Genomic DNA, 25,448 nt, shown 5'->3' on the forward strand with positions numbered 1-25,448 from the left:
GATTATAAATCTCTTTGCCAAATCTTGATAGTTTTGTCATCACTCCCACTAATCAGAGTCTGCCCATCCGGGCTAAAAGCCACAGAGTAAACTCCCCATGTGTGTCCTAAAAGAGTGCAAATCTTCTCTCTAGCCTCTAGATTCCAAAGTTCGAGCATTCCGGGTTCGCTATCATAATCTGCGTTCTCACAATCACTTCCACCAGTTGCGATAATTTTACCATCACGGCTAACAGCTAAGCAGAAGCTTCCCATTGAATTTTCCGCAAGAGTATAAATTTCTGTTCCTGTATCAAGATTCCACAACTTGATAGTTCCGGCACAGTCTAAGGTAGCAAAAGTTGCTCCATCAGGGCGGACAGCCAGGGCACAAACAGAGTCCATACCCTCCTGCCAATTCTTTGTCCAGATTTCATCTCCTGTGATTAAATTAAAAGCTACTGCACTTAGAGAAACACAATCATCTCCACTGCTACTGAGTAAAATATTTCCGTCATGGCTGAATAAGATATCTAAACTATAAAATACTTCTACTGGCCACTTTAAAGTCCGAATTTCTTCTCCATTTCTAAGGTTCCAAAGTTTGATATTTGTGTCTTCACTGGCACTTGCCAGAGTCTTCCCGTCCGGGCTGATAACTACAGAAGTAATTATGTCTGAATGTCCGGTGATGGTGTAAATTTCCTCTTTAGTGCTGAGATTCCAAAGCTTGATAGTTTTGTCCTTACTGCCGCTAGCAAGAGTTTGTCCATCAGGGGCGAGGGCAATGGATCTAACCCCTTGTGAATGTCCTGATAAAGTGTGAAGTTCTTGCCCTGTGTTGAGGTTCCACAGCTTAATTGTGCTGTCAGCACTTCCGCTAACTACAGTCTGTCCGTCTGGGGTGATGGCAACAGAAGTTACCGAGCTTGAATGCCCGTGAATAGTGTGTACGCATTGCCAGTTCGGAGTTTGAAACATTTGATATTACTCCTCAGATTCATTCAGTTTCACTCAACTTTGTGCATAAGCTATTAAAAATTCCTCTCTAGAAATTCCCGCCTGAGTACAAATTGCTCTCAGTGTCCCTGATTTTATTTGATCGTGGTTAGGCATTACCAGCGGAGTTTCCGTACCATCCTGATTTTCTCGCACCATGACAATATGTTCGCGTTCTCTAATAATTCTAAAACCCAAAGACTGAAATGTTCTGATGACTCGTCTTTTAGGAGCATCGACAGGAAACTTCGACATTAAATAGCCACCTCTGCCTTTACTAAAAAAGTCTCGACAGCCAATGATTCGTCTTCCATCATTTCTTTGCCGAATATCTCGATGTAGCAGCGAATAGCTGACTTGACATCAGCTAAGGCTTCCTCATAGGTGTCACCTTCACCAACTACGGCACCTTTGATGCCAAGGGGATAGGCTACATAACCGTCGGGATGTTTTTCAATGATTATTCTAAATTGTTTCATCTTCGCCTCTTTATTTTTATACTAGCTTAATTCACCACAGCCGCGCGATCGCATAAGCATCAAAAATAACATCAACGCTCAAAACGGGTATCTGTTCCGCCATAGATTGGGCAATTATCAGCCTGTCAAATGGATCGCGGTGATGCAAAGGCCGTGAAGCCATAACCTCAATGTGATCGAAACTTATTTCCAGTATCTCAATTCTATTAACTGCGATCTGCTGCTTGACAAACTCCATAAAAGGCATACTAAAATTTAGCCTGCCTATGCTGTGCTTAATCGCCATTTCCCAGACGCTAGCTGTACTGAGGAGAATATTGTTATCTCCTTTGTTAATTAGCGATCGCCCTGTTATACTCAGCCTTGAACTGTTTGTCCTGTACCAAATAAAGGCATGAGTGTCCAACAACAGCCTCATTCCATGTACTCCTTAAACTCTTCTAGCGGTTCATCAAAATCATCGGACATCCAAACCATTCCTTTAGCACTTCCTGGTTGTCGATCGGGTTTAGCTTGTTTGGGTATCCCTACCAATTTTACAACAGGCTGGTTATCTTGAGTAATCTCAACTTCTTCGCCTCTCATCGCCGCTTCGATTAATTCCAGAAGCTTTTCTTTTGCCTCAACAACATCTACTTGATACATAACTCGTGCCTCATTACTATCAATTTCCAACATCACTATTCTAACTCAATACGATAAATCCTCTTCCTCCAAATCAACAGCCTGCACTTCCAGATCATCAGAATCATCAGACTCCAACTGAGTCGGTGTAGCCGGAATCGCTGCAATTATTGCATCAATTACCTTCCCCACTGGAATAATTTCTATCCCTAATTCTGGTACGGATTGATTCTTAGGAATAATCGCCCTTTTGAAACCCAATTTCGCCGCCTCCCTCAGTCGTAACTCTAATTGGGAGACTGGCCGCACCTGTCCTCCCAAACCAACTTCTCCGAGCAAAACTGTGCGCGCATCAATTACCCGATCGCGAAAACTGGCCACAATTGCGATCGCAACTGCCAAATCCGACGCCGGTTCCTCCACCTTCAGCCCGCCCACCGACGCCAAAATCACATCTAACTTAGATAAAGGAATGCCCACCCTTTTCTCCAAAACAGCTAAAATTTGCTGCAATCTACCATTATCCACACCCGTAGTAGTGCGACGCGGCGCACCAAAACTCGCAGGGCTGACTAACGCCTGAATCTCCACTAAAATTGGTCTAGTTCCCTCACAAGCAACCGTTGTCGAAGTACCAGGCGAAAATTCATCTTTATTGCCCAAAAACAACTCCGACGGATTATCTACTTCTCGCAAACCGTTTGCTACCATTTCAAAAACACCGATTTCATGAGTAGCGCCAAAACGGTTTTTCATCGATCGCAAAAGCCGATGAGAAGCAAAGCGATCGCCCTCAAAATAAAGTACAGTATCTACTAAATGTTCTAAAACCCGTGGGCCCGCCAAAGATCCATCCTTAGTAACATGACCAACCAGAAATAAAGTAATATTTTCCCTTTTCGCAACCTGCATCAAAGCAGACGTACATTCCCGCACCTGAGCCACAGAACCAGGAGCCGATGTTAATTTAGCAAAATAAATAGTTTGAATGCTATCAATCACTGCCACATTCGGTTTCAGCGCTTCCAACTCCCGCAAAACAACGTCTAAATCCGTCTCTGGAAGCAAATAGAAATTCTCCGCTGAATTGTCCTCACAATCGGTTTTAGCTTCCCCATTACTATCAGATTTCTGTCCATCGTTGCTTGACAAATTAACCGGATTAGCCACGCCCAAACGTTGCGATCGCAATTTCACTTGCTGGCCAGACTCCTCCGCACTAACATAGAGTATTCTATCCTTGCGAGCCAACATATTCGCCATCTGCAATAGCAGCGTCGATTTCCCGATTCCCGGTTCCCCACCAATCAACACCAGCGAGCCCGGAACAATCCCACCTCCCAAAACTCGATCGAGTTCCCCGTAACCAGAAGGCCAGCGAGACTGAGTTTGGTCGGAAATCTGCGATAATCTAAAAGATACTTTCGGCTGACCCTTCGACTTATCAGGAGGCGAACCGTGCAGTCCCTTAGTTGTCACCCCAGTCAAACCAGCCCGCGACCCACCCGAACTATGTGGTTCTAACTGCTCGTCAAAACAATCCCACTTATGACAGCTAGGGCATCTGCCAAAATATTGTGGTGAATCATACCCGCATTCCCGGCAAATATATTGTATTCGAGGTTTAGGCATTGTTTACAGATATGATAAATAGTCAACCTTAACATTTTAAAAAGTCGGAGTTAAAGCAATTATCAAGCTTTCAGACCGATCGCCACAGACCAATGAGTTTGTGTCTTCTATGATAGGGTAAAAAAAAATAACATTATCTGAAATGTAACTTAAGGAGTGCTCGGTAAATTGGAAAACCATAAAGAAAAAATTCTGGTAGTCGATGACGAAGCCAGTATCCGGCGCATTCTGGAGACTCGCCTTTCCATGATTGGCTACGATGTCGTCACCGCTGCTGACGGCGAAGAAGCTCTCGAAACATTTCGCAACACCGAACCCGACTTAGTAGTTTTGGACGTGATGATGCCAAAGCTCGACGGTTACGGTGTTTGTCAGGAGTTGCGCAAAGAATCAGACGTGCCCATCATCATGCTAACCGCTTTGGGAGACGTAGCCGATCGCATCACCGGTTTAGAATTGGGCGCCGACGATTACGTCGTCAAACCTTTCTCACCCAAAGAACTAGAAGCCCGCATCCGTTCGGTACTACGGAGGGTTGACAAAAACGGCTCTTCGGGGATTCCCAGTTCTGGAGTCATCCACGTCACCAATATTAGGATTGACACCAACAAGCGCCAAGTTTACAAAGGCGACGAACGAATTCGGCTCACGGGCATGGAATTCAGCTTGTTAGAACTGCTTGTCAGCCGTTCTGGAGAGCCTTTTTCGCGATCAGAAATTTTGCAGGAAGTCTGGGGATACACGCCCGAACGCCACGTAGACACCCGCGTTGTGGACGTTCACATCTCCCGGCTGAGGGCAAAGTTGGAAGACGACCCCAGCAATCCTGAATTAATTCTCACCGCCCGCGGCACCGGCTATCTATTCCAGCGAATTGTCGAAATTGGGGAAGTCGGTTGACAGTTGACAATTGACAGTTGACAGTTGGCAGTTGGCAGTTGACAGTTGACAGTTGACAGTTGACAGTTGGCAGTTGACAGTTGGCAGTTGACAGTTGTTAAATTACCAACTACTAATTTATAGAACTTAAGCACGGGTGTCCAGAAACCGGGTTTTTCAACCAAAATATTTGGTTAAAACCCTCAATCTCGATAAAAAACCTGGTTTCTTGGTCAGGGAGTGCGTCAAAGCCTAAATGACAACGGACAACGGACAACTGACAACTGACAACTGTCAACTGACAACTGTCAACTGTCAACTATCAACTGACCAATGACAAAATCTGACCCCAATAAAGTTTTGCGGAAATTGCCCTTAGTGGCGGGAGGGTTAGCAGGTACGCTGCTGATGGTCAACCGCTTACTGACAGAGCAAGTTACAGACTCTCAAGCTCGATCGGACGTTTTGGGAGTAATTATCAGCGCCCTGCTGATTTTAACAGGTTTGTTGTGGCAACAGGTGCAAGCGCGATCGCCCGATTCGGTACAGCTTATCGGCTCTGAAGGCTTCGAGTTTGCGCCAGATTTGCCCGATGCCGTCAAGCTAGAATTAGCCTGGGCATCACGTTTGCTCTTGACAAATACCGCCACAAGGGCGATCGTCATTGTATATCAAGGAAAAGTCCTCTTGAGGCGCGGCATCTTAGGCATCAATCCCGAAGTCAATCCAGGGCCAATATTGCAGCGAGTGCTCGACAAAAACAAACCAGTTTATTTAGTAAAGCTCGATATTTATCCAGGGCGAATCGAATTCGACTATTTGCCAGAAAATACCCAAGGAGTGATCTGTCAGCCGATTGGCACTCAAGGCGTGTTAATCTTAGGTGCTAACGCGCCCCGCAGCTACACAAAACAAGATGAAAATTGGGTTGAAGGCATTGCGGAAAAACTAGAAAACACCATCAGTCAATTTTAGATTTTAGATTTTAGATCCTAGCGTACTGCTAGACGCACCTTCGGCTAGAGGCATTTAAATTGGATATTCGGGGCGGGCTCTCCTGCCCACCCCACAAGACTTTGATTATTTCTTGACACACAATTTAAAAGCAGAACAGCTTACGAACCAGACCAGAATCAACTAAAAATCAATGGTTAAAGGAGCTCTCGGAAACGGAATTACATCGCGAATATTCCCCATTCCCGTAATGAATTGCACCAACCGTTCAAACCCCAAACCAAAGCCAGCATGAGGCACAGTACCGTAGCGGCGCAAATCCAAATACCACCACAACTCCTCCTTATTCATGCCTTGAGCTTCCATGCGCCGCTCCAACACATCTAGCCGTTCTTCCCGCTGGGAACCGCCGATAATTTCCCCAATATTCGGAGCCAAAACATCCATTGCTCGCACGGTTTTCTCGTCTTCATTTAAACGCATATAAAATGCTTTAATCCCGACTGGATAATCGCTAACAATTGTAGGCTTCTTAAACAAATCCTCAGCCAAATAGCGCTCGTGTTCCGACTGTAAATCTAAGCCCCAGCTTACCGGGAAGTCAAACTTTTTGTCAGCTTTTTCCAAAAGTGCGATCGCCTCCGTGTAAGTAATCCGCTCAAACTGATTGTTAATAATATTTTCAGCAGTCGCCAAAACCGTCTTATCAATCCGCTCGTTAAAAAACTCCATATCCTCCGGGCAATGCTCCAAAACGTACTTAAAAATGTACTTTAAAAAAGCTTCAGCCAAATCCATATCACCCTGCAAATCGCAGAAAGCCATCTCCGGTTCAATCATCCAAAACTCAGCCAAATGCCGCGAAGTATTAGAATTTTCTGCTCGAAAAGTCGGGCCAAAAGTGTAAACGTTGCCGAAAGCCATCGCCATAACTTCCGCTTCCAACTGACCGCTAACTGTTAAATAAGCGCGCTTTCCAAAAAAGTCTTTAGAATAATCAACTTCTTGCGAATCTGTGCGCGGCACATTCTTTAAATCAAAGTTGGTAACGGCGAACATTTCCCCCGCACCTTCACAGTCGCTAGCAGCAAGAATCGGAGTGTGAACCCACAAAAAACCACGTTCTTGAAAAAATTGGTGTACCGCCGCCGAACAAGCATTGCGGACTCTAAATACAGCGCCGTGGGTATTTGTACGCGGCCGCAAGTGGGCGATTGTCCGTAAAAATTCCAAGGAATGCCGCTTTTTTTGCAACGGATAAGTTTGCGGGTCTGCTTCGCCGTAAACTTGTACTTGTGAGGCTTTTAATTCAATTCGCTGTCCCTTCGCCGGTGACGCTACCAGCACGCCAGACACTTCTAAAGATGCACCTGTATTTAGTTGTTTGAGTATATTTTCAAAATTGGGCAAATCGGCATTGATAACTACTTGCAAATTAGCCATCGCCGAACCATCGTTGACTTCGACAAAAGCAAATTCTTTCAATTCGCGCTTAGTACGAACCCAGCCTTGAACTGTTACAGTTTGATCGGGTTCACCGCCCCGCAAAATTGCTGCAATTCGTTGATTAGTCATATCCACTCCCGTTTATTTAATATTATTTTGCACTATATCTCTGTTTGCTCTTCCTCTGCGCCCTCTGCGCCCTCTGCGGTAAAAAAATCAAAAACTATCCCGCATAGGATTTCAACATCCAACCCAGCAAAATGCCGAGTCCCCCAAAGCGAACAGCTTGCCAAAAAGGTTGTTTTATGCTTGCCCAAGAAAACAGACTGCTTTCTAAATTTAACTCGATCGTTTCCAATTCTTGCTCAATTTCCCGCAATTCTTTCTTGAGTTGCGGTAGGGGATTTTGGCGCAGAGAGTGGCGCACATCTTCCCGCAGGTGGCCGAGTGTGGCTTGGCGCTGTCGATCGCACTGAATCTGAGTGTAACGCTCTTTGACTGCCGCGAGCGATCGCTCCACCGCTTCTAGCGCCTGTACAAACTCGTTTTCTTGCTCTTGGTGATTTAACTCTGACGGCTGTTGAGGCATTTCGATCTGTAAACCTGACAATACTTAAAAAAAACAGATTCCCAATTAACTTGTTATTATATGCAGTATATTTTTTCAATTGAGAAACCGCAGCCAAATAGCTATAATTCCACCTATGCTTGAAACTACACAAACCACCCAAACTGTCAACCTCAACGAGCTCAGTACAGTAGAACTGGCTCAAGCCCTAGCAGCCCGCCTCGCCATTTCCGAAAAAGATTGGCATCGCCTCAAAGCTAACCGTTCCGCGCGGGCCGGAGAGCAAGCTGCGGCAGCTTTGGTCTTTTTGCTGAAAAATCAGCCCGAAGAAGCTCTCCCGCGCTTAAACCAAGCAGCAGGATGGCTGGATCGATCGATCTCCGCACCTCCGTGCCCCACTCACGGCAAATAATTTTGAGTATTGAGCTAAATATTTGATTAGTGTCCCAAAACTCAAACAATCGCGCCGCTCGATCGAGCAGCGCGATTGCGAGCCAAAAAAGATTTATACTTTTTTCACTCAAAACTCACATTTTGCATTATCATCTACTATCAATAGCCAGATTTTCAAAATTTTCCATGCCCGGTTCAGCGGGGAAATGAAAAAATTTGCAGGTCTAGCTGAGCTGAAAAATGATGCCAAATATCAGTTCTAGCGCAAGCGAGGCAGTCGGTAACGAGTGGGAATCTCTTTGCACAGCCGTAACTCTGTACCTTGAGAATTCCAGTCTACCCGATCGAATAGTTGGTAAAGAATAAACAGTCCCCTACCACATTCCTGTTCAACATGGGGGAGTGCAGAGTTGTCTGCAAAATCACTATCGCAATTATCGGTATCAAGGTCGCAACCGCAAGGGGCCTTAAAGCCACAACCTTCATCCGATATCACCCACCAATATTCGTTTTGGACGATCGAAAAACGGACTCCAACAGTTTTACTGGGGTCTAACTTATTTCCATGCTTAGCAGCATTTACCAATGCTTCTTGAAGCCCCAACCGTAATTCCGCTTGCCAGTAAGCTGGAACCTCTGCTAGGAGCAGATCCAAAATAGGACAAAGGTAGAGGGTAGAAGCGAAGCTAATCGTAATCCAATTGCGTCCGACGACCGGACGGGCTGAAATAGCAATCACTCAGAAAACTCCCTAACTTTCAGGTGGATAAACTTCACACCCTGCATAGTTGGCTCCCTAGTATTCAAAATGCTAATTAATTGAGCGGCGCAGCTCTACTTCTATCTTAGAGTATTAAAGCCGTTAATCAAAGCAAAGAACGTCACAAAATATTCTGCGATTCTCAGAAACTTTTGCCGAGAACCACCAGTAATTTTACTGATAACTTCTACCCGCAGCCAGATTTTTGATGTCGGCTTTTGCCACGGCAGCGAAGCTGTGCTCGCTGCATCCCCAGCCGTCAACACCTATCTTACCAAACGATCCCCACCTTGAAAAGATCGGAAAACCCTCCAAAAAAGTCGATCCCTTGACTCCTTGCCAATGGGTATCGGCTGTCGCAACCCCAGATGAGGCCCGATCGCCCAGAACTTCTACTTGTCCCCAAATATCACAATTGTCATACCTAGGTATGTTGCAGCCGAAACCAGATATATTTCCTAAATGCCGATCGCGGCACGGATTCCTTACTACTGCGACTCTCATTAAACGCAATATTCGTTACAAAACTTATTGCGCCTGAGTAGGCGATCGCACTCGCCCAACTCGCCAAAATTGACGTATCCCTTGCTGGCTAAACCCCAGGCTGTTGGCAAAACTTGATAAATCTGAACGTCGCGATACAATAGTTAAAGTAAATACTTATTTCTTTACATCATGCAAACAACCCCAGCCATCACCGCAGCCCCTATCGCTGGTACATACTGGCAATGGCGGGGCCATTCAGTGTACTATGTGCGATCTAGCGATCGACATCCAGAACGCCCTCCACTGCTGTTAATTCACGGTTTTGGAGCATCCACAGACCACTGGCGCAAAAATATCAGCGGGCTGAGCAAAGAATTTGAAGTGTGGGCGATCGACCTGATCGGATTTGGGCGATCGGCAAAACCCGAAATCGAGTACAGCGGCGAGCTCTGGCGCGACCAACTCCACGACTTCATCACCAACATCATCGGCCGGCCCGCCGTATTAGCCGGCAACTCCCTCGGAGGCTACGCCGCCTTGTGTGTCGCAGCCCAGCGTCCCGAATCAGCCGCCGGACTGATCTTAATCAATAGCGCCGGCCCATTCACCGAAACTCAGCCCGCACCCGAAGCCCCGCCCTTGCAAAAAGCCATATCTGCGGTAGCTAAAACCTTATTTCAGCAAGATTGGGCAAGTTTTCTGCTGTTCCAATACGTGCGCCAGCGATCGACTATTCGGAAAACCCTACAAAAAGTTTATCTCGACCAAAGTGCCGTCACAGACCAATTAGTAGAGGAAATTTACCAACCATCCTGCGATTCCGGTGCACCGAAAGTATTCGCCTCCGTATTCCGAACACCCCAAGGCGAAAAAAACGATGTATTGCTTAGTCAATTAAACTGCCGGTTGCTAATGCTGTGGGGAGAGGGCGATCCGTGGATGAATTCCACCAACAGAAGCGCCAAATTCCGCCAACATTATCCCCAGTTGACAGAACACTTTGTGAAAGCCGGTCACTGTCCCCACGACGAAGTACCAGAACAGATCAATGAACTGATTCGCGGATGGATAATTGACCAATAGTCGATCGGCATCAACTCTGTTAATCCCGTTAATCTGCCGATCGAACTCCTCAAATCCAAAAACAAGGCAACCTATTGGGGCTGCCTTGTTTGTTGCATGAAAAATGCAATTTGTCAATAGGAAAAAGCTACTATTTTTTCCGTTTAGCGTTATCTAACCGTCTGCGATCGCGCCACTCAATCGCCGTCAAATACGCGACGCCGCCAGTCACGGTAATCAGCAGCACAAACGCTACCAAAACCAGAAAATTAGCAATAGAAAATTCCACAACCCCTCCTGCAAACTTAGACTTTATATTATGCGCGATCGCACAACCGCAATCAAATGAGTTGGGAGTGAAGAATGCAAGTCCTCGCTACAAACCTGTTGACACTCCCCAGCTATCAAGGCGAGGGGATTCTTTGTTCACAGAGCCGACTTGCTGAGGCAGGATTTCTCCAACCAAAGTAGGGGTCAATTCTCCCAAAGCGTTATTTGCATCTAGTGCAAGGGTTCCGGTATGCCCTACCGTACCCAATCCCCGACTTAGGATATTTCTAGCGGCATTGAAATCTCTATCCATCAGACAACCACATTGACAGGCGTGAGTTCTGGTGGATAGCGTTTTTTTGACAATTTCACCGCAGCTAGAGCATTCTTGGCTGGTATATTGCGGATTTACCGCAACCGTTACGCGCTGGAATACTTTTCCAAAATATTCCAGCCATACACGGAACTGATACCAAGATGCGTCGTTAATAGACTTAGCCAGACAATGATTCTGCACCATATTCTTGATTCTCAAATCTTCGTAGGCTATCAAGTCGTTTGACTGAACTACGCACCTTGCCAATTTCACGGCATGGTCTTTACGTTGCCTACTTATTTTGAGATGGCGCTTACCTAAAGTCTGTCTGGCTTTGCCTCTATTCTTTGAGCCTTTGACTTTTTTCGATACTCGACGCTGACTGCGTTTGAAAACACGTTCGCCTTTTCGTAGGAATTTAGGGTTTTCAACCGTGACTCCATAAGAATCGGTGTAGTATTCTTTGAGCCCAACGTCTAATCCGATAGTATTACCTGTCGGCTCTGTGTTTTCCGTTCTATTGACATCTATACAGAATTGAACGTAAATACCGTCAGCACGTTTTACTAATCGAACCCGTTTAATTTGGTTAATTTGGTAAAAATGCAAGTCGCGAGTACCTTTTAGTTTCAGCTTGCCGATCCCTTTTTTATCGGTGAAAGTTATCGACCTTCTGTCTGGATCAAGTTTCCACCCAGTCGATTTGTACTCAACAGAACGGCAGTCTTTATGAAATTGTGGATATCCTTTTTTACCGGGAATCTTTTTCTTACAGTTTTCGTAGAACCGAGAGATAGCAGCCCAAGCGCGTTCGGCACTTGCCTGTCTTGCCTGAGAATTGAGTTCGTCAGCGAACGGAAAAGTTGCTGCTAGTACAGCACAGTATTTATTCAAGTCGTACTTGTTCTTTTTCGGATTGTCGATCCAGTAGCGTAAACAGCTATTGCGAACAAACTGGGCAGTCCGAATTGCTTCGCCTACCGCATCAAACTGACTTGAATTTCCGTAAGTCTTAAACTCAAAAACTAGCATTGCTCTCACCTCTATCCTTATGCTATCGCCTTCAGCACAAGAGTGGTGAATGTGTAATTAAAGTTTACAATTAAAGCCGTCGAGCGAAGGACGGGGTTTTAAACCCAATTATGTGATAACGGTTATTCTACCGGACGTGTTCTGAATTGGGCGAGAGGGAGAGGGGGAGATCAGAAAAATCCTCCCTCTGCCTTCTGCCTTCTGCCTTCTGCCTTCTCTGAATTGGGCGAGAGGGAGAGGGGGAGATCAGAAAAATCCTCCGTCTTCCCTCTTCCCTCTTCCTTCTGCCTTCTGCCTTCTTCCTTCTGCCTTCTGCCTTCTTCCTTCTGCCTTCTTCCTTCTTGCTTAAAACAACTCTTCCAAAATTGTAAACCTGACATGATTAATTGCCAGACTCCCCACAGAAACATCCTCCTTCTTCAAAGGAAGACCCCCGCTGGTGAGACTTTGAAACCGAACTCCCTTGCCAATTTCCATGTGGTACCAAGCCAAACCCATGAAAAACCGCAAAGGATAAGGGCCTCTGTCTTGAATGTCGTCAGGATTAGATTCCATCGGCACCCAGCCAAAACCGGGAATGTAAAACTCCAGCCAAACGTGATTGAAATCCGGTTCCAGCGGCACACCTTTTCTGTCAGCAAAAGCTGGACACTTGTAGCGCCCAATTGTGCGGCAAGCAATCCCATTCAACCTTGCCAAAGCCAACAACAGCCCCACGTACTCGCCGCAAGAACCGATGCCGCGCCGCAGTACAATATCGGGAGTGTCAATGTGAGGTCTGATCCCGTAAGAAAGTTGGTCGTAAACAAAATTGCGAATGCTCAGTAACTGCCTCAAAATATTAGTTTCAGTGCCAATTGAGGCCACCGCAGCCGATCGCACAATCTCCGTATCCATCGCCAAATTATCATTGTCCACCAAATACTTAGCTGCAAACTCCGGCGACAGTTGCGGAATCTTTTCCACATCCCGAGGCGACAACTGATACTTAATCGATCGCACTTCCAACAAAGCCTTCCAGCCAAAGATTCGCCGTTCCCCCTTCTGGAGGCGATCGAACTTAAACACCGCCACCCGTTCCCCTTCCTGAATTTCCTCAGTAAAAGGCATCCCAATCGGCGTAATTTTTCTCACTTTTTGGCGGTGAGTGTCCGAAGGTAAAGCAATCCGCCACTCCAAATTATCGATTTCTACCTCATCCAGAGGAGACAATTCCTCCACATAGGACATTTCCATCAAAAAACCGTTTGACAGAGCGTAGCGTTCGGCTTCATTATAGTGAAAAGACAAAGGGTGAACAAAAGTGCGATCGCGCTTCGTCAACTGAAAAGGATCTTCCGAATTTGGGTCATCCCGGATATAAAGTTCATCCCCAGCATAAGCCACATACAGAATCTCCTCCCCCGTCTGGGCATCTTTGTGAAAAGCCAAACCAGAAGGCCATTCAAAGGGAGTCAAAACGCTAAATTTAATCTCGCCAGTTGCCCGTTCCAAACAATAAACAGTTTGCTCAGTCTTGTCGCAAACCCAAAGTTCCTCATCCCGGACAGTGATATTTTCTACTCCAATACCTGGAGCATAAAACCGAGTAATTTCCCGACCAGTTTTTACATCAAAAACCAGAATATAGCCCAATCTCTGGCAAGTCACATACAGCGTAGACTTCCAAACTGCAATCCCGTCAACTGGATAAGAAAGGGAAACAAAATGTTCCGGTTTGAGTTGTGCGATTGCTCCGTCCCGAATTGCCCCCGGACAGCAACAAATATCCTCATCCTGGGAAAACCAGAGAGTATCTTCCCAAATAGCCAGCCCGGTTGCGCCCGCAAACTTAGCCGTTTGATGAGGATTCAAAACAGTAGTGTTGTCAGTTTCGCGATCGATCTCCAATAGTAGCCCTTCGGTGCGATCGAGCGCGAACAACCTATTTCCTAAAAAAGCAATGCCGTGCAGTGCAGATACACCGATCGGTCTTACCATCCGCAGCCCTGAATTTTGTTTGTCCGAGAGAACAGGTGAATCGAGATTCATGCTAAATTTCTTGCCGGTATTGTACATAAAACCTGATCTTGTAACTTGTAGCCGATCGCGTCAGGTTCAGCAGCAAAATTGCTGAGGTTCCTGATATCCTGGACTGACGCATCAACCGGGTTTTTTTACGAATATATTTCGTTGTAGCCTCTTACCAGAGCTAAAAAACCCGGAATATTAGTCTTTGTCTAAATTGGGTTTAAGAAGCTCAACCCAAGTTGCTGCCATGAATGCGACTAAGTATAACTACTAAGCTACCACTGAAAAACGCGACACAGAATGCCATATTTGTCAGAGCATCCAAACTCATAGTATCTGCTGGAAGATATAAATTAAGTACAACAGATTACTATATCTGTCAAAACCTTGGGTAGAATAAAATCATACGTTTAAGTTCCTCGGTTCATCAGAAGGCAGGTTCGTCATGGCTTGGAAGTCTGCTCTAAACATCGGTACCCTTTCCTTAATTCTGTCTTTAGAGGCAGTTGCCGCTGGTAGTTTCTTAATACCAGCAAAGGCTCTCAACAGCCCCGCAAACAGCGTTCACCCCCCCTCACCACCGCAGCTACCCCTCAACTGGCAAACAGTTCAAACCCTCTCCCCAACCGGAAGCAGACCGAACACCCAGCAACCGGGAGTCACGTGGAATAACTTTCAACCGCCGGAGCAGGGAGTACCTGGAAGGCGCGAAGGCGGAGGAACCCGCGGCTTATCCTGCCCTACGGCTACAAATGCCTTAACTGCCTTGATTCCCCAATCAACTATGGGGCAAACCATATCAGAAAAGCCGACATTTTTTTACTACGTTCCGCTAGCCCTCGACAAAACAGTTCAGTTTGAGTTAGCGGACGAAAACGACAAAACAGTATACAAAAAAAGTTTTCGGATGGTAACTAGCCGTGCTGGTATCGTTAGCGTCAGCCTCGGCTCCGACGGCAACTCGCCAGCCCTGAAAGTTGGCAAAAACTATCAATGGTACTTTACGATCAAATGCAACCCAAAAAGCTATACAACAGATGATGTTCTCGTTTCCGGGTGGATCAACCGCACCGCAGTCGCCCCAACCTTGAAAACAGAGTTGGATCGATCGCCCGACAGTCGCGCCAAGCTCAGCATCTTTGCCCAACAAGGTCTCTGGTACGAGTACCTGGCAACTCTAGCTCAATTGCGCACGGAGTCTCCCAGCGATGACAGTTTAGCGCTCAAGTGGTCAGAAATGTTGAACTCAGTCCAACTCGGCAAAATCGCCCAAGAACCATTAGTCCCCAGTGAGTTAACACCAATTGCCAAAAAATAATTGGACTTATGCAGCAAGTACCAAAAACCCGGTGGCGATCGCAGTATTTCGCAGCGCCACAGATGATTTATGAGGCGTTGGAGGTTTTTTGGTCGATCGTCCTCAATAAATTAAAATTTTTGTGGTAACGCTCATCAACGATCGCTTGCCTCTTGAAAGCCGGACTCTTGAAATCTTGATTGTTAAACTGCTCCCAACACTAAATGATAAACTCGCACAGTCAAGCAGCATACAAACTTATTTTAGACAAAATATTAATTATGCGCCCGATTGCAAATATTGCTATATTTCGGTTGGGGATTTCACTTCTAACGGCGCTCCCAATCGCTTGCTATGACGCCAATCGAGCCCTATCCCAAACAGACGATATTTCTCAGTTGCCCGCCGCCACTCACAACTCAGCAGATCCAAGCAACGGAGTATTAGCATGGCAAAAACTCGAAATCCAGCAGGATGAAACCGCAACCAACTTAAATCAACTCCCCGATTTTCCAGAAACCAACCCTCTTGACAACCAGCCCGATCGCTGCTCCACAATTGATCAAACGGATTGTGAGGTTAGCCCCCAGCCCGCAGCCAAAAATCTAGTTGACAGTGAACCCAAATGTCAGAACCCTCTAGATTGCGATGTTTTAGCCCAAAACCAACAAAATCCCCCTCCAAACCTGCCGCCGCCACCGACTCAGCCCGATCCAAATCGCGATCGATTTTTGCAACCAGCCCCGCAGCCTTCGGCAGAACCTCCTCAAATACCGCAACCAGTTGCGCCGGATCGCCCGTCCCCAGTTCCCCTGCCACTGCCGAATACAGTAATTCAGGTGCGGAAAATTCAAGTAGTTGGCAGCACAATTTTAACCCAAAACGAAATTAATGCCTTAATCAAGCCGTTTGAGGGTAGTTCTGCCACCCTAGAACAGCTCAAACAAATTGCCGACAAAATTACCGAAATTTACCTCAATCGAGGCTACATCACTTCGAGAGCAGTCTTGCCACCCCAAACTATCACCGCAGGGGTAGTCCAAATTCAAGTGATCGAAGGCAAGCTGGGCAAAATTGAGGTAGAAGGAACTAAAAGATTGCACCAAAATTACATCCGCAGCCGGATTCGACTCGGTGCCGGAATGCCTTTAAGTACAGGTGCATTAGAAGACCAACTCCGGCTGCTGAGAGTCGATCCTTTATTTGACAATGTAGAAGCCAGTCTGCGGGCTGGGGATAATGAAGGAGAGAGCATTCTGATCGTCCGAGTCACGGAAGCTAATCCGTTTCAATCTAGTTTCAGCTTTGATAATTACTCGCCTCCCAGCGTCGGTTCTGAAAGATTGGGTGTTAGTTTACGGCACCGCAATATAACAGGAAATGGCGACGAACTTGCCGCTGCTTATTATAGATCGCTAGGCGATTCAGATGTGTTTGATTTCAGCTATCGCGTGCCACTAAATGCGATGAACGGCACGCTGCAATTGAGGGCTGCGCCGAACCGCAACAGTATTGTACAAGCACCTTTTGACACTTTTGATATTTCGGGGAAGTCACATTTATTTGAAGTTAGTTACCGCCAACCGCTGCGGAGAACGCCGATCGAAGAATTTGCCTTATCTGCCGGTTTTACGTATCAGACAGGCAGAACTTTTCTCGCCGGCGAACCGTTTCCTTTTGGCATCGGCCCTGACTCCCAGGGTGTTACAACTACCAGTGCAATTAAGCTGGGACAGGACTACATTCGGCGCGACTCCCAGGGTGCTTGGGCCTTGCGATCGCAATTTACGATCGGCACTAGCTTGTTTGATGCTACTCAAAACGAAGGTTCTGTCCCTGACGGACAATTTTTTAGCTGGCTGGGTCAAGTGCAGCGAGTACAGCGATTGAACGACAAACATTTATTAATTTTGCAGTCAGACTTGCAGCTTTCAGCGAATAGTTTGTTACCTTCACAGCAATTTGTAATTGGGGGCGGGCAATCTTTGCGCGGCTACCGCCAGAATGTCAGTTCTGGCGATAACGGCTTCCGAGTGTCGATCGAGGATCGGATTACTTTGCAGCGCGATGCTTCGGGAAATCCCAAACTTCAATTAGCTCCCTTTTTAGATGCGGGTACGGTGTGGAATACTCCCAACAATCCCAATAAATTAACCAATCAAAGATTCTTGGCAGGTCTGGGTTTGGGGGTAATCTGGGCACCGATACGGCAGGTGAACTTGCGCGTAGATTACGCTTTTCCTTTGGTGAGAATTAGCGATAAAGGCGACAATCTGCAAGATAACGGCATTTACTTCAACCTAATTTATACACCATGAGGAGAAGCGGGAGAGGGGGAGAAGTCGGAGAGGGGGAGAATGGGAGAGGGGGAGAATGGGAGAGGGGGAGATGAACAAAATATTTCCTTCTTCCCTGTGGGAGCATCTCATTATCGCTCACTTAGGGTTTTGCCGATTGAGCAGGCTCGGTTGCTGAATCTCTCCTCTCCTAATTCAATACTGACTCCATTCTTGTCCCACCAGTTCAACATTTTTATGACTTTTTTTTATTGTGTTTTCACCACTTTACCGCCATTTGTACCGGCTGAAATGAATTCCTGCTCTACCTTTCATGGATGCGGTGAAAAGTAAGACTGCAAACCTGGTTTGTAGTCTTACTTTAGTCCTGTTACTAGATTTTTTTAGGACTGAAGTCCGAACGATCGAACCAGGTTGGTAATAAAGACTTTAGTCCTTTTTGCAGATTTTTTTAGGACTGAAGTCCGAAGGATTGAACCAGGTAGATTAATCTTGGAACACCATAATGCTGCCCGAATAACAAGCGACCCACACCTGATTAGTTTCCGGATCGTAAGTAATCCCGATCGGACTTGAATTAACCTTCACTGTTTGCAGCACTTTCAGATCGCTCGTCCTCACTTTGCTCACAGTATTCGAGAAATAGTTAACCACATAAATCAATTTTCCATCACCAGAAATCGTCATGCTGCGAGGTGCATTTCCCGTCGAAACTTTGTCTACCACTTCACCAGTTGCCAGGTCAATTTTGGCCACATTCCCTTCACCATTCAAAGTGGCATATAGATACTTGCCATTGGGATCTATCGTCAAATGACGGGGCGCATTGCCAATATTTTTCAACCATTCTACCGAAAAGTCTAGCAGATTTACTTTCGCAATATCGGAAGAACCCATGACGGCAACATAGGCATTTTTGGAATCGGGAGTGACCACAATTCCGCGAGGATATGCACCCAGTTTTACCCGCTCGACTTCGCGATTTTTATTGATATCAACTATGCTCAAATCCCAAGTACACCAATTGCTCGCGAGTACGAAGCGATTGTCAGGCGAAACAGCATTAAATTTCGGAACCGCACCTACAGGAATTATCTGTTCTATTTTCAATGTTTGGGTGTTGATGCGGTACAGGAAACTTTGGTCGTGTTTTGCTGATGGAGAACACCTGTCGCTACCGGGATTTTTAAACCCAGAACCGTACATTTGATAGTTGGATACATAGCCATACTTGCCATCTGTTGAAAAAGCAGCTTCTACGGGAGAACCTTGATAATTGCCTTTGAATTTAGAAAAGCCAAACTTTGACAAGTTGACTGTATCGGGAATAGTCTTGACTAATTTAAAGTTCCTATCATAAACTGTGATGCTATGGCTGTACATCATGTTTTGAGCAAAGAACAAACCCGCTCCCGAATAAACTATTGATTTGGGCGATATTTTGCCGTAAATAGTTTTTTTCAAAGTCATTTTACCTTCAGTATTTACCAGCCTTTTACCTTGTGATTCATTTTCTTTGTTTTCAAGGTTTGGAGCAGGAGTTTCTGTTTTAAATGGTGGTAAAAATGGTTCTTGAAAGAGAGGTTGTTGTGGCTGATTTTTAGTTGTATCTTCGAGTTTGTTGTTGTTTTCTGTGGCGGTAGGAGATGGCGAAGGTCGATCGACCTTTGACGATGTTTTTTCCGCAGATTCCTGGTCAGGGCTGGCGGCTGGCGACTTGCCTTTGAGGGCTGACAAGGTTTGAGGGCCGACAATTCCGTCAACTTTTAGGTTGTTCTCTGCTTGAAACTTTTTCACCGCAGCCAGGGTGATAGAACCGTAAAATCCTGTAACCCTACGGCCAAAATATCCTGATGTTTGTAGAGTTTTCTGGAGTTCGACAACTTCCGGGCCTGAATCACCTTTTTTGAGGGCGAGGGCGGGATAGACTAAATTGGAAATTGTGAGACAGATTGTAAAGAAGAGTAAAGGAGTCGAGGCTAAATTTAGGTGATTTGTCGCGTTGGGCGATCGAGTTTGAGCTGGGGGTGTTTCCCAAGTTTCAGCTAAATGCAGGTATGCCAGTCCGTCCATAGTTTTTACCAGGTATTTTTGATGCTATGATACACCAGTTAACATTGATGAAAGAGAAAATTTCATTATAATTAAATCTAGGGTGAAATCTTCGAGCAGTTTTTAATGGTGTCAGCAAGTAGGAGCGATCGACTAATGTTGAGTGAGGAACAAACAACCGCAGGATCAACACCCCCAAAATCCCGCCAGATGCTGCTCTGGGAAGGCGATGGCGGACTTTGCCAGCGGGCTTGGGTCGAAATCGATTTAGCAGCTTTAACTCACAATGTAAAACAGCTTAAAAATCTCTTATCTCCCCAAACCGAACTGATGGCAGTTGTGAAAGCAGATGCTTACGGGCACGGTGCGATCGCAGTTAGTCAAACAGCCTTGCAAGCAGGTGCTAGTTGGCTGGGTGTGGCGACGATTCCCGAAGGCATAGAATTGCGAGAAGCTGGGATAGAAGCGCCGATTTTGCTGTTGGGGGCAACTCATACAGCGGCACAGGTAAAGGCGATCGCCCAATGGCACTTACAACCCACTATTTGTACTGCCAAACAAGCCCTAATTTTTTCGGAAGTTCTCGTCAGTCTCAATCAATCTTTGTCTGTTCACGCTAAGTTAGATACGGGAATGTCTCGTTTGGGTACACTCTGGCAAGACGCTACAGAATTTGTGCAATTAGTCAATAGTTTGCCAAATTTAAAATTAGCCAGCATTTACTCTCACTTGGCGACAGCCGATAGTCCCGATCCCGCCGTGATGAGAGAGCAACAGCAAGGGTTCAAAAAGGCGATCGCCCAAATCCAAACAGCAGGAATTAACCCCCGTCGCCTCCACTTGGCCAACTCTGCTGCCACTCTCACAGACTCCGATTTGCACTATGATTTAGTGCGAGTCGGTTTGGCTACCTACGGTCTTTATCCTGCTCCTCACTTGCAGGCGATCACCAATTTGCAGCCCGCAATGCAGGTAAAAGCTCGGGTGACGCAGGTGAAAACAATTGCAGCAGGAACTGGCGTTAGTTATGGCTATCAATTTATTGCTGGGCGCGAGACACAAATTGCGGTAGTTGGTATCGGCTATGCAGATGGGATTCCCCGCAATCTTTCTAATAAAATGCAGGTTTTAGTTAGGGGCGAATTTGTGCCGCAAGTCGGGGCTGTGACGATGGATCAATTAATGCTGGATGTAACTGATATTCCCGATTTAGAAGTCGGGGAAGTGGTGACTTTATTGGGTAAAGATGGGGAAAATCAAATTACTGCTGATGATTGGGCGGAAACTTTAGGAACTATTTCATGGGAAATTCTCTGCGGTTTTAAACACCGATTGCCTCGCGTTGCAGTAAACTCTTAACTAGGACGATCTGGATGCTCGCAAATACAGTATGATTCAAGACGCTTCAGTTAATCATGTTTATGCCCCGGAGATCCCCCTAAATCCCCCGAAAGCAAGGGGGACTTTGAGCAATTTCTTGTTCCCCCATTTTTAAGGGGGGCTAGGGGGGATCGGGCTTAACTTAACCGTAGAGGAGTATAATTTTGATGCGATCAAATTTGATATTACCAATTACAAATTACCAATTACAAATTACCAATTGACATGACAGCCAGCACAATTATACTAATAGCTCAAACCTTGACGGCGCAGCTAGATGCAGAAAGAATACAGGCGATGCAAGTAGCCCAAGAATTCTCGAAAAAATTCGTAGAATTGGGGTTTAAAGTTGTACCTCAAGCGCTGTGGGCGATCGGTATTTTGTTAATTACGCGATTTGCGATCGACGTTGCGGGCCGCGTGACTCGCCGAACCCTCAGCCGCACGGAAGCCACGCTGCGGAAATTTTTAGTTCAAGCTGCGGAAATTGTGATTTTGATAGTGGGAGTAGTCGCCGCTTTGAATCAGTTGGGAATTCAAACGACTAGCGTGGTGGCTGTTGTGGGTGCGGCGGGTTTGGCGATTGGTTTGGCGTGGCAAAATACTCTATCTCACTTTGCTGCTGGGGTAATGTTGATTAGTTTACGGCCTTTTGAAGTCGGAGATGCGATCGAAGCTGCGGATGTTAAGGGAGTGGTGGACAGCATCGGGATTTTTTCAACAACCGTCGTGACGGACGATCGCATAAAAATTATTGTTCCGAATAATAATTTATTTAACGGTACACTGAAAAATACTACGGCGATGGGTACGAGGCGAGTAGACTTAAAAATTGATATTGGCGATCGACCGATCCGTCCAACGATGGCTGAGTTGTTAGAAATTGCCCATTCTCACCCGCTGGTTTTGGAAAATCCGCCCCCGACTTGTTTGGTAGCCGAGATCACTCCAGATACGACTATTCTATCTCTCCGGCCCTGGTGCGCGTCGGTAGCCTACGAACAAGTGCGATCGCAAGTTCAAGAACACGTCAAAGAAGCAATGAATGCCAACCAAAATCAAGCACAATAAATCTAAAATCCAAAATCTAAAATGAGCAAGTTGTATCCCCAGCAAATTTTGCAAGAACCGGGCGTCAGGATGTCCCTCACCGAAAAAGAAACAATTCTCAAAAAATTTCCGCCTCCCGACACAGACGGTCAAATTTATGCAGACGCCATTTTTGAAGGTGGTGGCGTGCGCGGAGTTGCCTTTTTAGGAGCACTCAGATGCTGTCACGATTTGGGTATCCGTTGGCGAAAATTGGCCGGTACTTCTGCGGGTGCAATTACTGCCGCAGTATTGGCAACAGACTTGTCAATGGATGACTTAGAGCAGTTGTTAGGAGACCTCGATTACAGCATATTTTTAACTCAAAAAAACAGTCCTCTAATTTTAAATGGCGATCCAGCAGACGACTTGCAATCTCCAGCTTGGACGCTAATTTTTCTCACAATTAGCCGCCAGATGGGAGAATATTCTGCACAACCTTTCCGGCAGTGGCTGGAAGCAATACTTAGTAAAGGTCACTTGCAGAGTTTTGCCGATGTCAAAAAACTGGAAAAAGAGCGGGAATTAAAAGTAGTAATATCCAACCTGACTCGCGGTGAAATGTTGGTGCTGCCCGATGACTTACGGCGGCAAGACTCGGCAGATTCCGATGCTTTGTACCAGCAGTTGCGGCTGCAAAATCCCGAAGAGTTTAGCGTAGCTGAAGCGGTGCGGCTGTCGATGAGCATTCCGCTATTTTTTGAGCCGGGAAAACTGGGCAATGACTTAATTGTCGATGGGGGAATTCTGAGCAATTTCCCGCTGTGGATTTATGACAAACAATCCGGTTCGACTCCGGTTGCGCCGCGCTGGTTTACCTTTGGGTTTCGATTAGTTGATACTGGCATTGAGAACCAAATTAAGATTAATAGTCCGGTGTCGATGCTGTCGGCGATGTTCACCACGATGATGAAAGCAAGAGACCGCTATCACCAGCGCGAAATGGATAAAGGCAGAGTTATCAATATTGATGTGACTGAAGCTGCGGTGACGACGACGGATTTTAATCTAGATGCCGATCGCAAGGCTAAGCTGTACCGATTGGGATATTTGTATACTAAGAGGTTCTTTTTGAGTTCTAACTTTAGTTGGGAAAAGCACTTGAAGGCTAGGGGCTTTGGGGAGTAGGAGAGGGGGAGAGTGGGGAAATATGCCTTCCGCCTTCGACCAAAGGTATATAGGGAGAGGGATTGAAGAATTTTTGATTTAGGGGTTGGCAAGAGCCTGGTGTGTGTGCTATAGTTAGTTACCGTCATCGTGGAGAGGTGGCTGAGTGGTCGAAAGCGGCAGATTGCTAATCTGTTAAGGGTGTTATCACCCTTCGGGGGTTCGAATCCCCCCCTCTCCGTTCTAAAACTTCTAGGAAAAAATTCCTTTTAATCAAATTTTGTGGGATGGGCTTCTAGCCCGTCCCAATTATTTTCGCAATTCAATTCTAGTCTAGCAGCAATCATCGGCTACCAAATCTAATCAAGCGCCTTGATTGCTTCGACAAATTGCCGCGAAATAAAGGGTAAAATCTCTTCATTCTTGCTATTCTCTTTCCCCTCGGTAAATACAACTAATAAATACGGCCGCAAACCAGGTATTTCAATATAAGCAGCATCGTGACGAACTTGACTTGTCAGCCCCGCTTTTGACCAGATTTTTGCATCTTCTGGCAATCCGCTACCTAAAAAACCTGTAACTTGATTTTCTGGATCGGCTTGTAATTCTGCTGGTTCTAAACTGCGTTTCATTAAGCCCATCATTTCTTGCGATGCTTTTGCAGAAACAGCTACGCCGCCGATTATACTGTGCAGCAAACGCGCTGTGGCATTTGTAGTGAGCATATTTCTATTTTCCATTAATTCTCCCAGAAATGCTCGCTCGCGACCGTAGGGCCCATCGCACCAGGTTTTTTGATTGGCGTTAATGTTGTGTAATTCTGGCCAATCTAATGATTGAAAGTAACGGTTGACGATGTTTCGCTGCTGTTTCCAAGTTTCAAAGGGGCCTGGTGATAATTCTGGGCCGCTGGTGGTGCCGGTGAGGGCATCTACTACTAAACCGGTGGCGTCGTTGCTGGAATCAACTATCATATCTCGGACGGCGCGTTCTAATTCTGGCGATGTTTGAATCATGCCTTTTTGCGCCCATTCCCAGATGGCCACGAGGTAGAATAATTTGACGATGCTGGCGGGATAAATTCGTTCGGATGCTCTGGCGCTAAAACCTCGCGGTTGATATTTCCAAAATTCTTGGGCGCTGAGGGCTCCGCCTGTGTTGACTCGCACCGGTGGATCGTAGACTATCCAGGTAATGGCTGTGCGATCGCCCTTCAATCCTGTAAATTCTGCCTGAGCTGCGTCTATAATGCTACTGCCGAGGGTTTTTAATTGTTCGTCTTTGTGGAAAAATGTCATGTTAATGGCTAACGGTTAACGGTTAACGGCTAGTGGCTAATGGCAATAAATCGTTAAATGTGAACAATTAACAGCAAACAATTAGCAATTAGCAATGGTCAATTATCAATTATCTGATGGTGTGGAGTACCGCGCGCGATCGCACATAAATATTTACGATTCCCCAAAGTGCGATCGATTAGCAACTCAAGCAGCACTGGGGCGACATTTGCGCGCCCTTAACCAGAGTTTGAACAATGTAAACTTGGATACAAAGGCTGTGATGGTGCGAGTGTGCGAAGATGATTATCCGGGATGGCTGGATCTTCGAGATATTGAGTTGCTCGAAGTCACAGAAACATCGTATCATCCTTTGGTGCTTTCTGAGGCAGAAATTAGAGAAAAATTGCCGATCGCAATTACTTTTACTCACGAGGCTATGCACCAATCCAATTATTATCTTTGGGGCGGTACAGTCGGGCCAAATTATGATTGTTCGGGATTAATGCAAGCTGCCTTTGTGGCTGCCGGCATCTGGTTGCCGAGGGATGCTTATCAGCAGGAAGGTTTTACTCAGCCTATTAGTATTAGTGATGTACAACCGGGAGATTTAGTCTTTTTTGGTACAGCGGAAAAAGCAACTCACGTAGGATTATATCTCGGAGATGATCGCTACATTCACAGTTCAGGAAAAGCCCAAGGTCGCGACGGTATCGGTATTGATTTTTTGTCAGAAAAGGGCGATGCAGTCAGTCAAGCTTATTATCAGCAATTGCGCGGATATGGTAAAGTTGTGGCAAGTTATCAACCTAGTTAGTTTATTTCGCGATCGCACTACGAACAAAGAAACCGGGTTTTTACCGAGATTGAGGGTTGGAACAAATGATTTTCGTAAAAAACCCGGTTTCTGGCCACCACGCCTAAGTTCTATAGTTGTTCATCTATGACTCATAACTAATGACTAATGACTAATGACTCATAACTAATGACAACTGACAACTGACAACTGACAACTGACAACTGACAACTGACAACTGACTAATGATGTTATCTAACAAAAC

General features: G+C 45.9%; 26 protein-coding genes and 1 tRNA gene. 11 read left to right on the top strand and 16 right to left on the bottom strand.

Going from position 1 to position 25,448, the window contains the following annotated elements; genetic code table 11:
* Window positions 1–2 precede the first annotated feature (2 nt).
* Genes K4039_RS04500 through radA form a run of 6 tightly spaced genes read right to left on the bottom strand, consistent with a single transcriptional unit; the run spans window position 3 to window position 3,712 of the window.
* Window positions 3–959, bottom strand: coding sequence for a WD40 repeat domain-containing protein (locus K4039_RS04500; RefSeq protein WP_265233938.1), 957 nt, complete (start codon window positions 957–959; stop codon window positions 3–5).
* A gap of 33 nt (window positions 960–992) precedes the next feature.
* On the bottom strand, window positions 993–1,232 hold the full coding sequence (locus K4039_RS04505) for a type II toxin-antitoxin system HicA family toxin (protein ID WP_265233939.1): 240 nt from the start codon (window positions 1,230–1,232) through the stop codon (window positions 993–995).
* Window positions 1,232–1,456 (bottom strand): type II toxin-antitoxin system HicB family antitoxin, encoded by a 225-nt coding sequence (locus tag K4039_RS04510; RefSeq protein WP_265233940.1) that lies wholly within the window; start codon window positions 1,454–1,456, stop codon window positions 1,232–1,234. The genes K4039_RS04505 and K4039_RS04510 overlap by 1 nt, the downstream gene beginning before the upstream one ends.
* A 31-nt stretch (window positions 1,457–1,487) precedes the next feature.
* A complete protein-coding gene (locus K4039_RS04515) occupies window positions 1,488–1,874 on the bottom strand; it encodes a type II toxin-antitoxin system VapC family toxin (protein WP_265233941.1) in 387 nt (128 codons plus the stop codon).
* On the bottom strand, window positions 1,871–2,134 hold the full coding sequence (locus tag K4039_RS04520; RefSeq protein ID WP_265233942.1) for a type II toxin-antitoxin system Phd/YefM family antitoxin: 264 nt from the start codon (window positions 2,132–2,134) through the stop codon (window positions 1,871–1,873). Before K4039_RS04520 ends, K4039_RS04515 begins: the two co-directional genes overlap by 4 nt.
* Window positions 2,135–2,146: 12 nt before the next feature.
* Window positions 2,147–3,712 (bottom strand): DNA repair protein RadA, encoded by a 1,566-nt coding sequence (radA, locus tag K4039_RS04525; RefSeq protein WP_265233943.1) that lies wholly within the window; start codon window positions 3,710–3,712, stop codon window positions 2,147–2,149.
* 168 nt (window positions 3,713–3,880) lie between these two features.
* On the opposite strand from radA, the gene rpaB reads away from it, so the two are divergent.
* Together rpaB and K4039_RS04535 are read left to right on the top strand one after the other, a co-directional pair.
* Complete coding sequence (gene rpaB, locus K4039_RS04530; protein ID WP_265233944.1) at window positions 3,881–4,612, top strand: response regulator transcription factor RpaB; 732 nt, start codon at window positions 3,881–3,883, stop codon at window positions 4,610–4,612.
* Window positions 4,613–4,924: 312 nt separating this feature from the next.
* Window positions 4,925–5,566 carry a cofactor assembly of complex C subunit B gene (locus K4039_RS04535; protein WP_265233945.1) on the top strand — a complete coding sequence of 214 codons (642 nt, stop codon included), beginning with the start codon at window positions 4,925–4,927 and terminating at the stop codon, window positions 5,564–5,566.
* Window positions 5,567–5,728: 162 nt separating this feature from the next.
* Here K4039_RS04535 and asnS read toward each other — a convergent pair whose 3' ends face one another.
* Both asnS and K4039_RS04545 read right to left on the bottom strand, forming a co-directional pair.
* Window positions 5,729–7,120: an asparagine--tRNA ligase gene (gene asnS, locus K4039_RS04540; protein WP_265233946.1), complete on the bottom strand. Its 1,392-nt coding sequence runs from the start codon at window positions 7,118–7,120 to the stop codon at window positions 5,729–5,731.
* Window positions 7,121–7,214: 94 nt separating this feature from the next.
* Window positions 7,215–7,580, bottom strand: coding sequence for a DUF2203 domain-containing protein (locus K4039_RS04545; protein WP_265233947.1), 366 nt, complete (start codon window positions 7,578–7,580; stop codon window positions 7,215–7,217).
* Between the two features lie 115 nt (window positions 7,581–7,695).
* On the opposite strand from K4039_RS04545, the gene K4039_RS04550 reads away from it, so the two are divergent.
* Window positions 7,696–7,971 carry a DUF6439 family protein gene (locus tag K4039_RS04550; RefSeq protein WP_265233948.1) on the top strand — a complete coding sequence of 92 codons (276 nt, stop codon included), beginning with the start codon at window positions 7,696–7,698 and terminating at the stop codon, window positions 7,969–7,971.
* A 240-nt stretch (window positions 7,972–8,211) separates the two neighbouring features.
* Here the strand turns inward: K4039_RS04550 and K4039_RS04555 are convergent, their stop codons facing one another.
* The gene (locus K4039_RS04555) at window positions 8,212–8,691 is read right to left on the bottom strand and encodes an anti-sigma regulatory factor (protein WP_265233949.1); all 480 of its coding nucleotides are present in this window, start codon (window positions 8,689–8,691) and stop codon (window positions 8,212–8,214) included.
* A 195-nt stretch (window positions 8,692–8,886) separates the two neighbouring features.
* On the bottom strand, window positions 8,887–9,216 hold the full coding sequence (locus K4039_RS04560; RefSeq protein WP_265233950.1) for a hypothetical protein: 330 nt from the start codon (window positions 9,214–9,216) through the stop codon (window positions 8,887–8,889).
* Between the two features lie 171 nt (window positions 9,217–9,387).
* Between K4039_RS04560 and K4039_RS04565 the strand changes: the two genes are divergently transcribed.
* Complete coding sequence (locus K4039_RS04565) at window positions 9,388–10,281, top strand: alpha/beta fold hydrolase (RefSeq protein WP_265233951.1); 894 nt, start codon at window positions 9,388–9,390, stop codon at window positions 10,279–10,281.
* A 130-nt stretch (window positions 10,282–10,411) separates the two neighbouring features.
* On the opposite strand, the gene K4039_RS04570 is transcribed toward K4039_RS04565, so the two are convergent.
* From K4039_RS04570 to K4039_RS04585, 4 genes are all read right to left on the bottom strand, one after another.
* Window positions 10,412–10,549, bottom strand: a complete 138-nt coding sequence (locus K4039_RS04570; RefSeq protein ID WP_265233952.1) for a hypothetical protein — start codon at window positions 10,547–10,549, stop codon at window positions 10,412–10,414.
* Window positions 10,550–10,636: 87 nt separating this feature from the next.
* Window positions 10,637–11,878: a transposase gene (locus K4039_RS04575; protein ID WP_265233953.1), complete on the bottom strand. Its 1,242-nt coding sequence runs from the start codon at window positions 11,876–11,878 to the stop codon at window positions 10,637–10,639.
* 170 nt (window positions 11,879–12,048) lie between these two features.
* A complete protein-coding gene (locus K4039_RS04580) occupies window positions 12,049–12,258 on the bottom strand; it encodes a hypothetical protein (RefSeq protein ID WP_265233954.1) in 210 nt (69 codons plus the stop codon).
* The gene (locus K4039_RS04585; protein ID WP_265233955.1) at window positions 12,224–13,909 is read right to left on the bottom strand and encodes a transglutaminase domain-containing protein; all 1,686 of its coding nucleotides are present in this window, start codon (window positions 13,907–13,909) and stop codon (window positions 12,224–12,226) included. The genes K4039_RS04580 and K4039_RS04585 overlap by 35 nt, the downstream gene beginning before the upstream one ends.
* A 424-nt stretch (window positions 13,910–14,333) precedes the next feature.
* Here K4039_RS04585 and K4039_RS04590 point away from each other — a divergent pair, with 424 nt between their 5' ends.
* Window positions 14,334–15,206 (top strand): DUF928 domain-containing protein, encoded by an 873-nt coding sequence (locus tag K4039_RS04590; protein ID WP_265233956.1) that lies wholly within the window; start codon window positions 14,334–14,336, stop codon window positions 15,204–15,206.
* 203 nt (window positions 15,207–15,409) lie between these two features.
* Window positions 15,410–17,503, top strand: a complete 2,094-nt coding sequence (locus K4039_RS04595; protein WP_265233957.1) for a ShlB/FhaC/HecB family hemolysin secretion/activation protein — start codon at window positions 15,410–15,412, stop codon at window positions 17,501–17,503.
* Between the two features lie 465 nt (window positions 17,504–17,968).
* Here K4039_RS04595 and K4039_RS04600 read toward each other — a convergent pair whose 3' ends face one another.
* The gene (locus K4039_RS04600) at window positions 17,969–19,555 is read right to left on the bottom strand and encodes a peptidoglycan-binding protein (RefSeq protein WP_265233958.1); all 1,587 of its coding nucleotides are present in this window, start codon (window positions 19,553–19,555) and stop codon (window positions 17,969–17,971) included.
* A gap of 189 nt (window positions 19,556–19,744) precedes the next feature.
* Between K4039_RS04600 and alr the strand changes: the two genes are divergently transcribed.
* The 4 genes from alr to K4039_RS04620 all read left to right on the top strand — a co-directional run bounded on the left by alr (window position 19,745) and on the right by K4039_RS04620 (window position 23,351).
* Window positions 19,745–20,893 (top strand): alanine racemase, encoded by a 1,149-nt coding sequence (gene alr / locus K4039_RS04605; protein WP_321161541.1) that lies wholly within the window; start codon window positions 19,745–19,747, stop codon window positions 20,891–20,893.
* A 246-nt stretch (window positions 20,894–21,139) separates the two neighbouring features.
* Window positions 21,140–21,985 (top strand): mechanosensitive ion channel family protein, encoded by an 846-nt coding sequence (locus tag K4039_RS04610; protein ID WP_265233959.1) that lies wholly within the window; start codon window positions 21,140–21,142, stop codon window positions 21,983–21,985.
* Window positions 21,986–22,006: 21 nt separating this feature from the next.
* A complete protein-coding gene (locus tag K4039_RS04615) occupies window positions 22,007–23,131 on the top strand; it encodes a patatin-like phospholipase family protein (RefSeq protein WP_265233960.1) in 1,125 nt (374 codons plus the stop codon).
* Between the two features lie 131 nt (window positions 23,132–23,262).
* Window positions 23,263–23,351 (top strand) — tRNA-Ser (locus K4039_RS04620).
* Window positions 23,352–23,469: 118 nt separating this feature from the next.
* Here the strand turns inward: K4039_RS04620 and K4039_RS04625 are convergent.
* Entirely contained in the window at window positions 23,470–24,408 is a 939-nt protein-coding gene (locus K4039_RS04625) for a serine hydrolase (protein ID WP_265233961.1), read from the bottom strand.
* Window positions 24,409–24,502: 94 nt separating this feature from the next.
* Between K4039_RS04625 and K4039_RS04630 the strand changes: the two genes are divergently transcribed.
* Window positions 24,503–25,204, top strand: a complete 702-nt coding sequence (locus tag K4039_RS04630; protein ID WP_265233962.1) for a C40 family peptidase — start codon at window positions 24,503–24,505, stop codon at window positions 25,202–25,204.
* Window positions 25,205–25,448 lie beyond the last annotated feature (244 nt).

This window comes from Lyngbya sp. CCAP 1446/10 (assembly GCF_026130175.1).
Classification (GTDB): domain Bacteria; phylum Cyanobacteriota; class Cyanobacteriia; order Cyanobacteriales; family Microcoleaceae; genus Microcoleus.

What these genes read in the sequence shown, in the direction of transcription:
- alr (WP_321161541.1), top strand. Translation starts at nt 19,745, where the DNA reads ATGCTGCTCTGGGAAGGCGATGGCGGACTTTGCCAGCGGGCTTGGGTC.
- radA (WP_265233943.1), bottom strand. Translation starts at nt 3,712, where the DNA reads ATGCCTAAACCTCGAATACAATATATTTGCCGGGAATGCGGGTATGAT.
- K4039_RS04520 (WP_265233942.1), bottom strand. Translation starts at nt 2,134, where the DNA reads ATGTTGGAAATTGATAGTAATGAGGCACGAGTTATGTATCAAGTAGAT.
- K4039_RS04610 (WP_265233959.1), top strand. Translation starts at nt 21,140, where the DNA reads ATGACAGCCAGCACAATTATACTAATAGCTCAAACCTTGACGGCGCAG.
- K4039_RS04615 (WP_265233960.1), top strand. Translation starts at nt 22,007, where the DNA reads ATGAGCAAGTTGTATCCCCAGCAAATTTTGCAAGAACCGGGCGTCAGG.
- K4039_RS04630 (WP_265233962.1), top strand. Translation starts at nt 24,503, where the DNA reads ATGGTCAATTATCAATTATCTGATGGTGTGGAGTACCGCGCGCGATCG.
- K4039_RS04625 (WP_265233961.1), bottom strand. Translation starts at nt 24,408, where the DNA reads ATGACATTTTTCCACAAAGACGAACAATTAAAAACCCTCGGCAGTAGC.
- K4039_RS04510 (WP_265233940.1), bottom strand. Translation starts at nt 1,456, where the DNA reads ATGAAACAATTTAGAATAATCATTGAAAAACATCCCGACGGTTATGTA.
- K4039_RS04565 (WP_265233951.1), top strand. Translation starts at nt 9,388, where the DNA reads ATGCAAACAACCCCAGCCATCACCGCAGCCCCTATCGCTGGTACATAC.
- asnS (WP_265233946.1), bottom strand. Translation starts at nt 7,120, where the DNA reads ATGACTAATCAACGAATTGCAGCAATTTTGCGGGGCGGTGAACCCGAT.
- K4039_RS04500 (WP_265233938.1), bottom strand. Translation starts at nt 959, where the DNA reads ATGTTTCAAACTCCGAACTGGCAATGCGTACACACTATTCACGGGCAT.
- K4039_RS04545 (WP_265233947.1), bottom strand. Translation starts at nt 7,580, where the DNA reads ATGCCTCAACAGCCGTCAGAGTTAAATCACCAAGAGCAAGAAAACGAG.
- K4039_RS04585 (WP_265233955.1), bottom strand. Translation starts at nt 13,909, where the DNA reads ATGAATCTCGATTCACCTGTTCTCTCGGACAAACAAAATTCAGGGCTG.
- K4039_RS04600 (WP_265233958.1), bottom strand. Translation starts at nt 19,555, where the DNA reads ATGGACGGACTGGCATACCTGCATTTAGCTGAAACTTGGGAAACACCC.
- K4039_RS04560 (WP_265233950.1), bottom strand. Translation starts at nt 9,216, where the DNA reads ATGAGAGTCGCAGTAGTAAGGAATCCGTGCCGCGATCGGCATTTAGGA.
- K4039_RS04550 (WP_265233948.1), top strand. Translation starts at nt 7,696, where the DNA reads ATGCTTGAAACTACACAAACCACCCAAACTGTCAACCTCAACGAGCTC.
- K4039_RS04590 (WP_265233956.1), top strand. Translation starts at nt 14,334, where the DNA reads ATGGCTTGGAAGTCTGCTCTAAACATCGGTACCCTTTCCTTAATTCTG.
- K4039_RS04535 (WP_265233945.1), top strand. Translation starts at nt 4,925, where the DNA reads ATGACAAAATCTGACCCCAATAAAGTTTTGCGGAAATTGCCCTTAGTG.
- K4039_RS04580 (WP_265233954.1), bottom strand. Translation starts at nt 12,258, where the DNA reads ATGTCAGGTTTACAATTTTGGAAGAGTTGTTTTAAGCAAGAAGGAAGA.
- K4039_RS04515 (WP_265233941.1), bottom strand. Translation starts at nt 1,874, where the DNA reads ATGAGGCTGTTGTTGGACACTCATGCCTTTATTTGGTACAGGACAAAC.
- K4039_RS04575 (WP_265233953.1), bottom strand. Translation starts at nt 11,878, where the DNA reads ATGCTAGTTTTTGAGTTTAAGACTTACGGAAATTCAAGTCAGTTTGAT.
- K4039_RS04505 (WP_265233939.1), bottom strand. Translation starts at nt 1,232, where the DNA reads ATGTCGAAGTTTCCTGTCGATGCTCCTAAAAGACGAGTCATCAGAACA.
- K4039_RS04595 (WP_265233957.1), top strand. Translation starts at nt 15,410, where the DNA reads ATGATAAACTCGCACAGTCAAGCAGCATACAAACTTATTTTAGACAAA.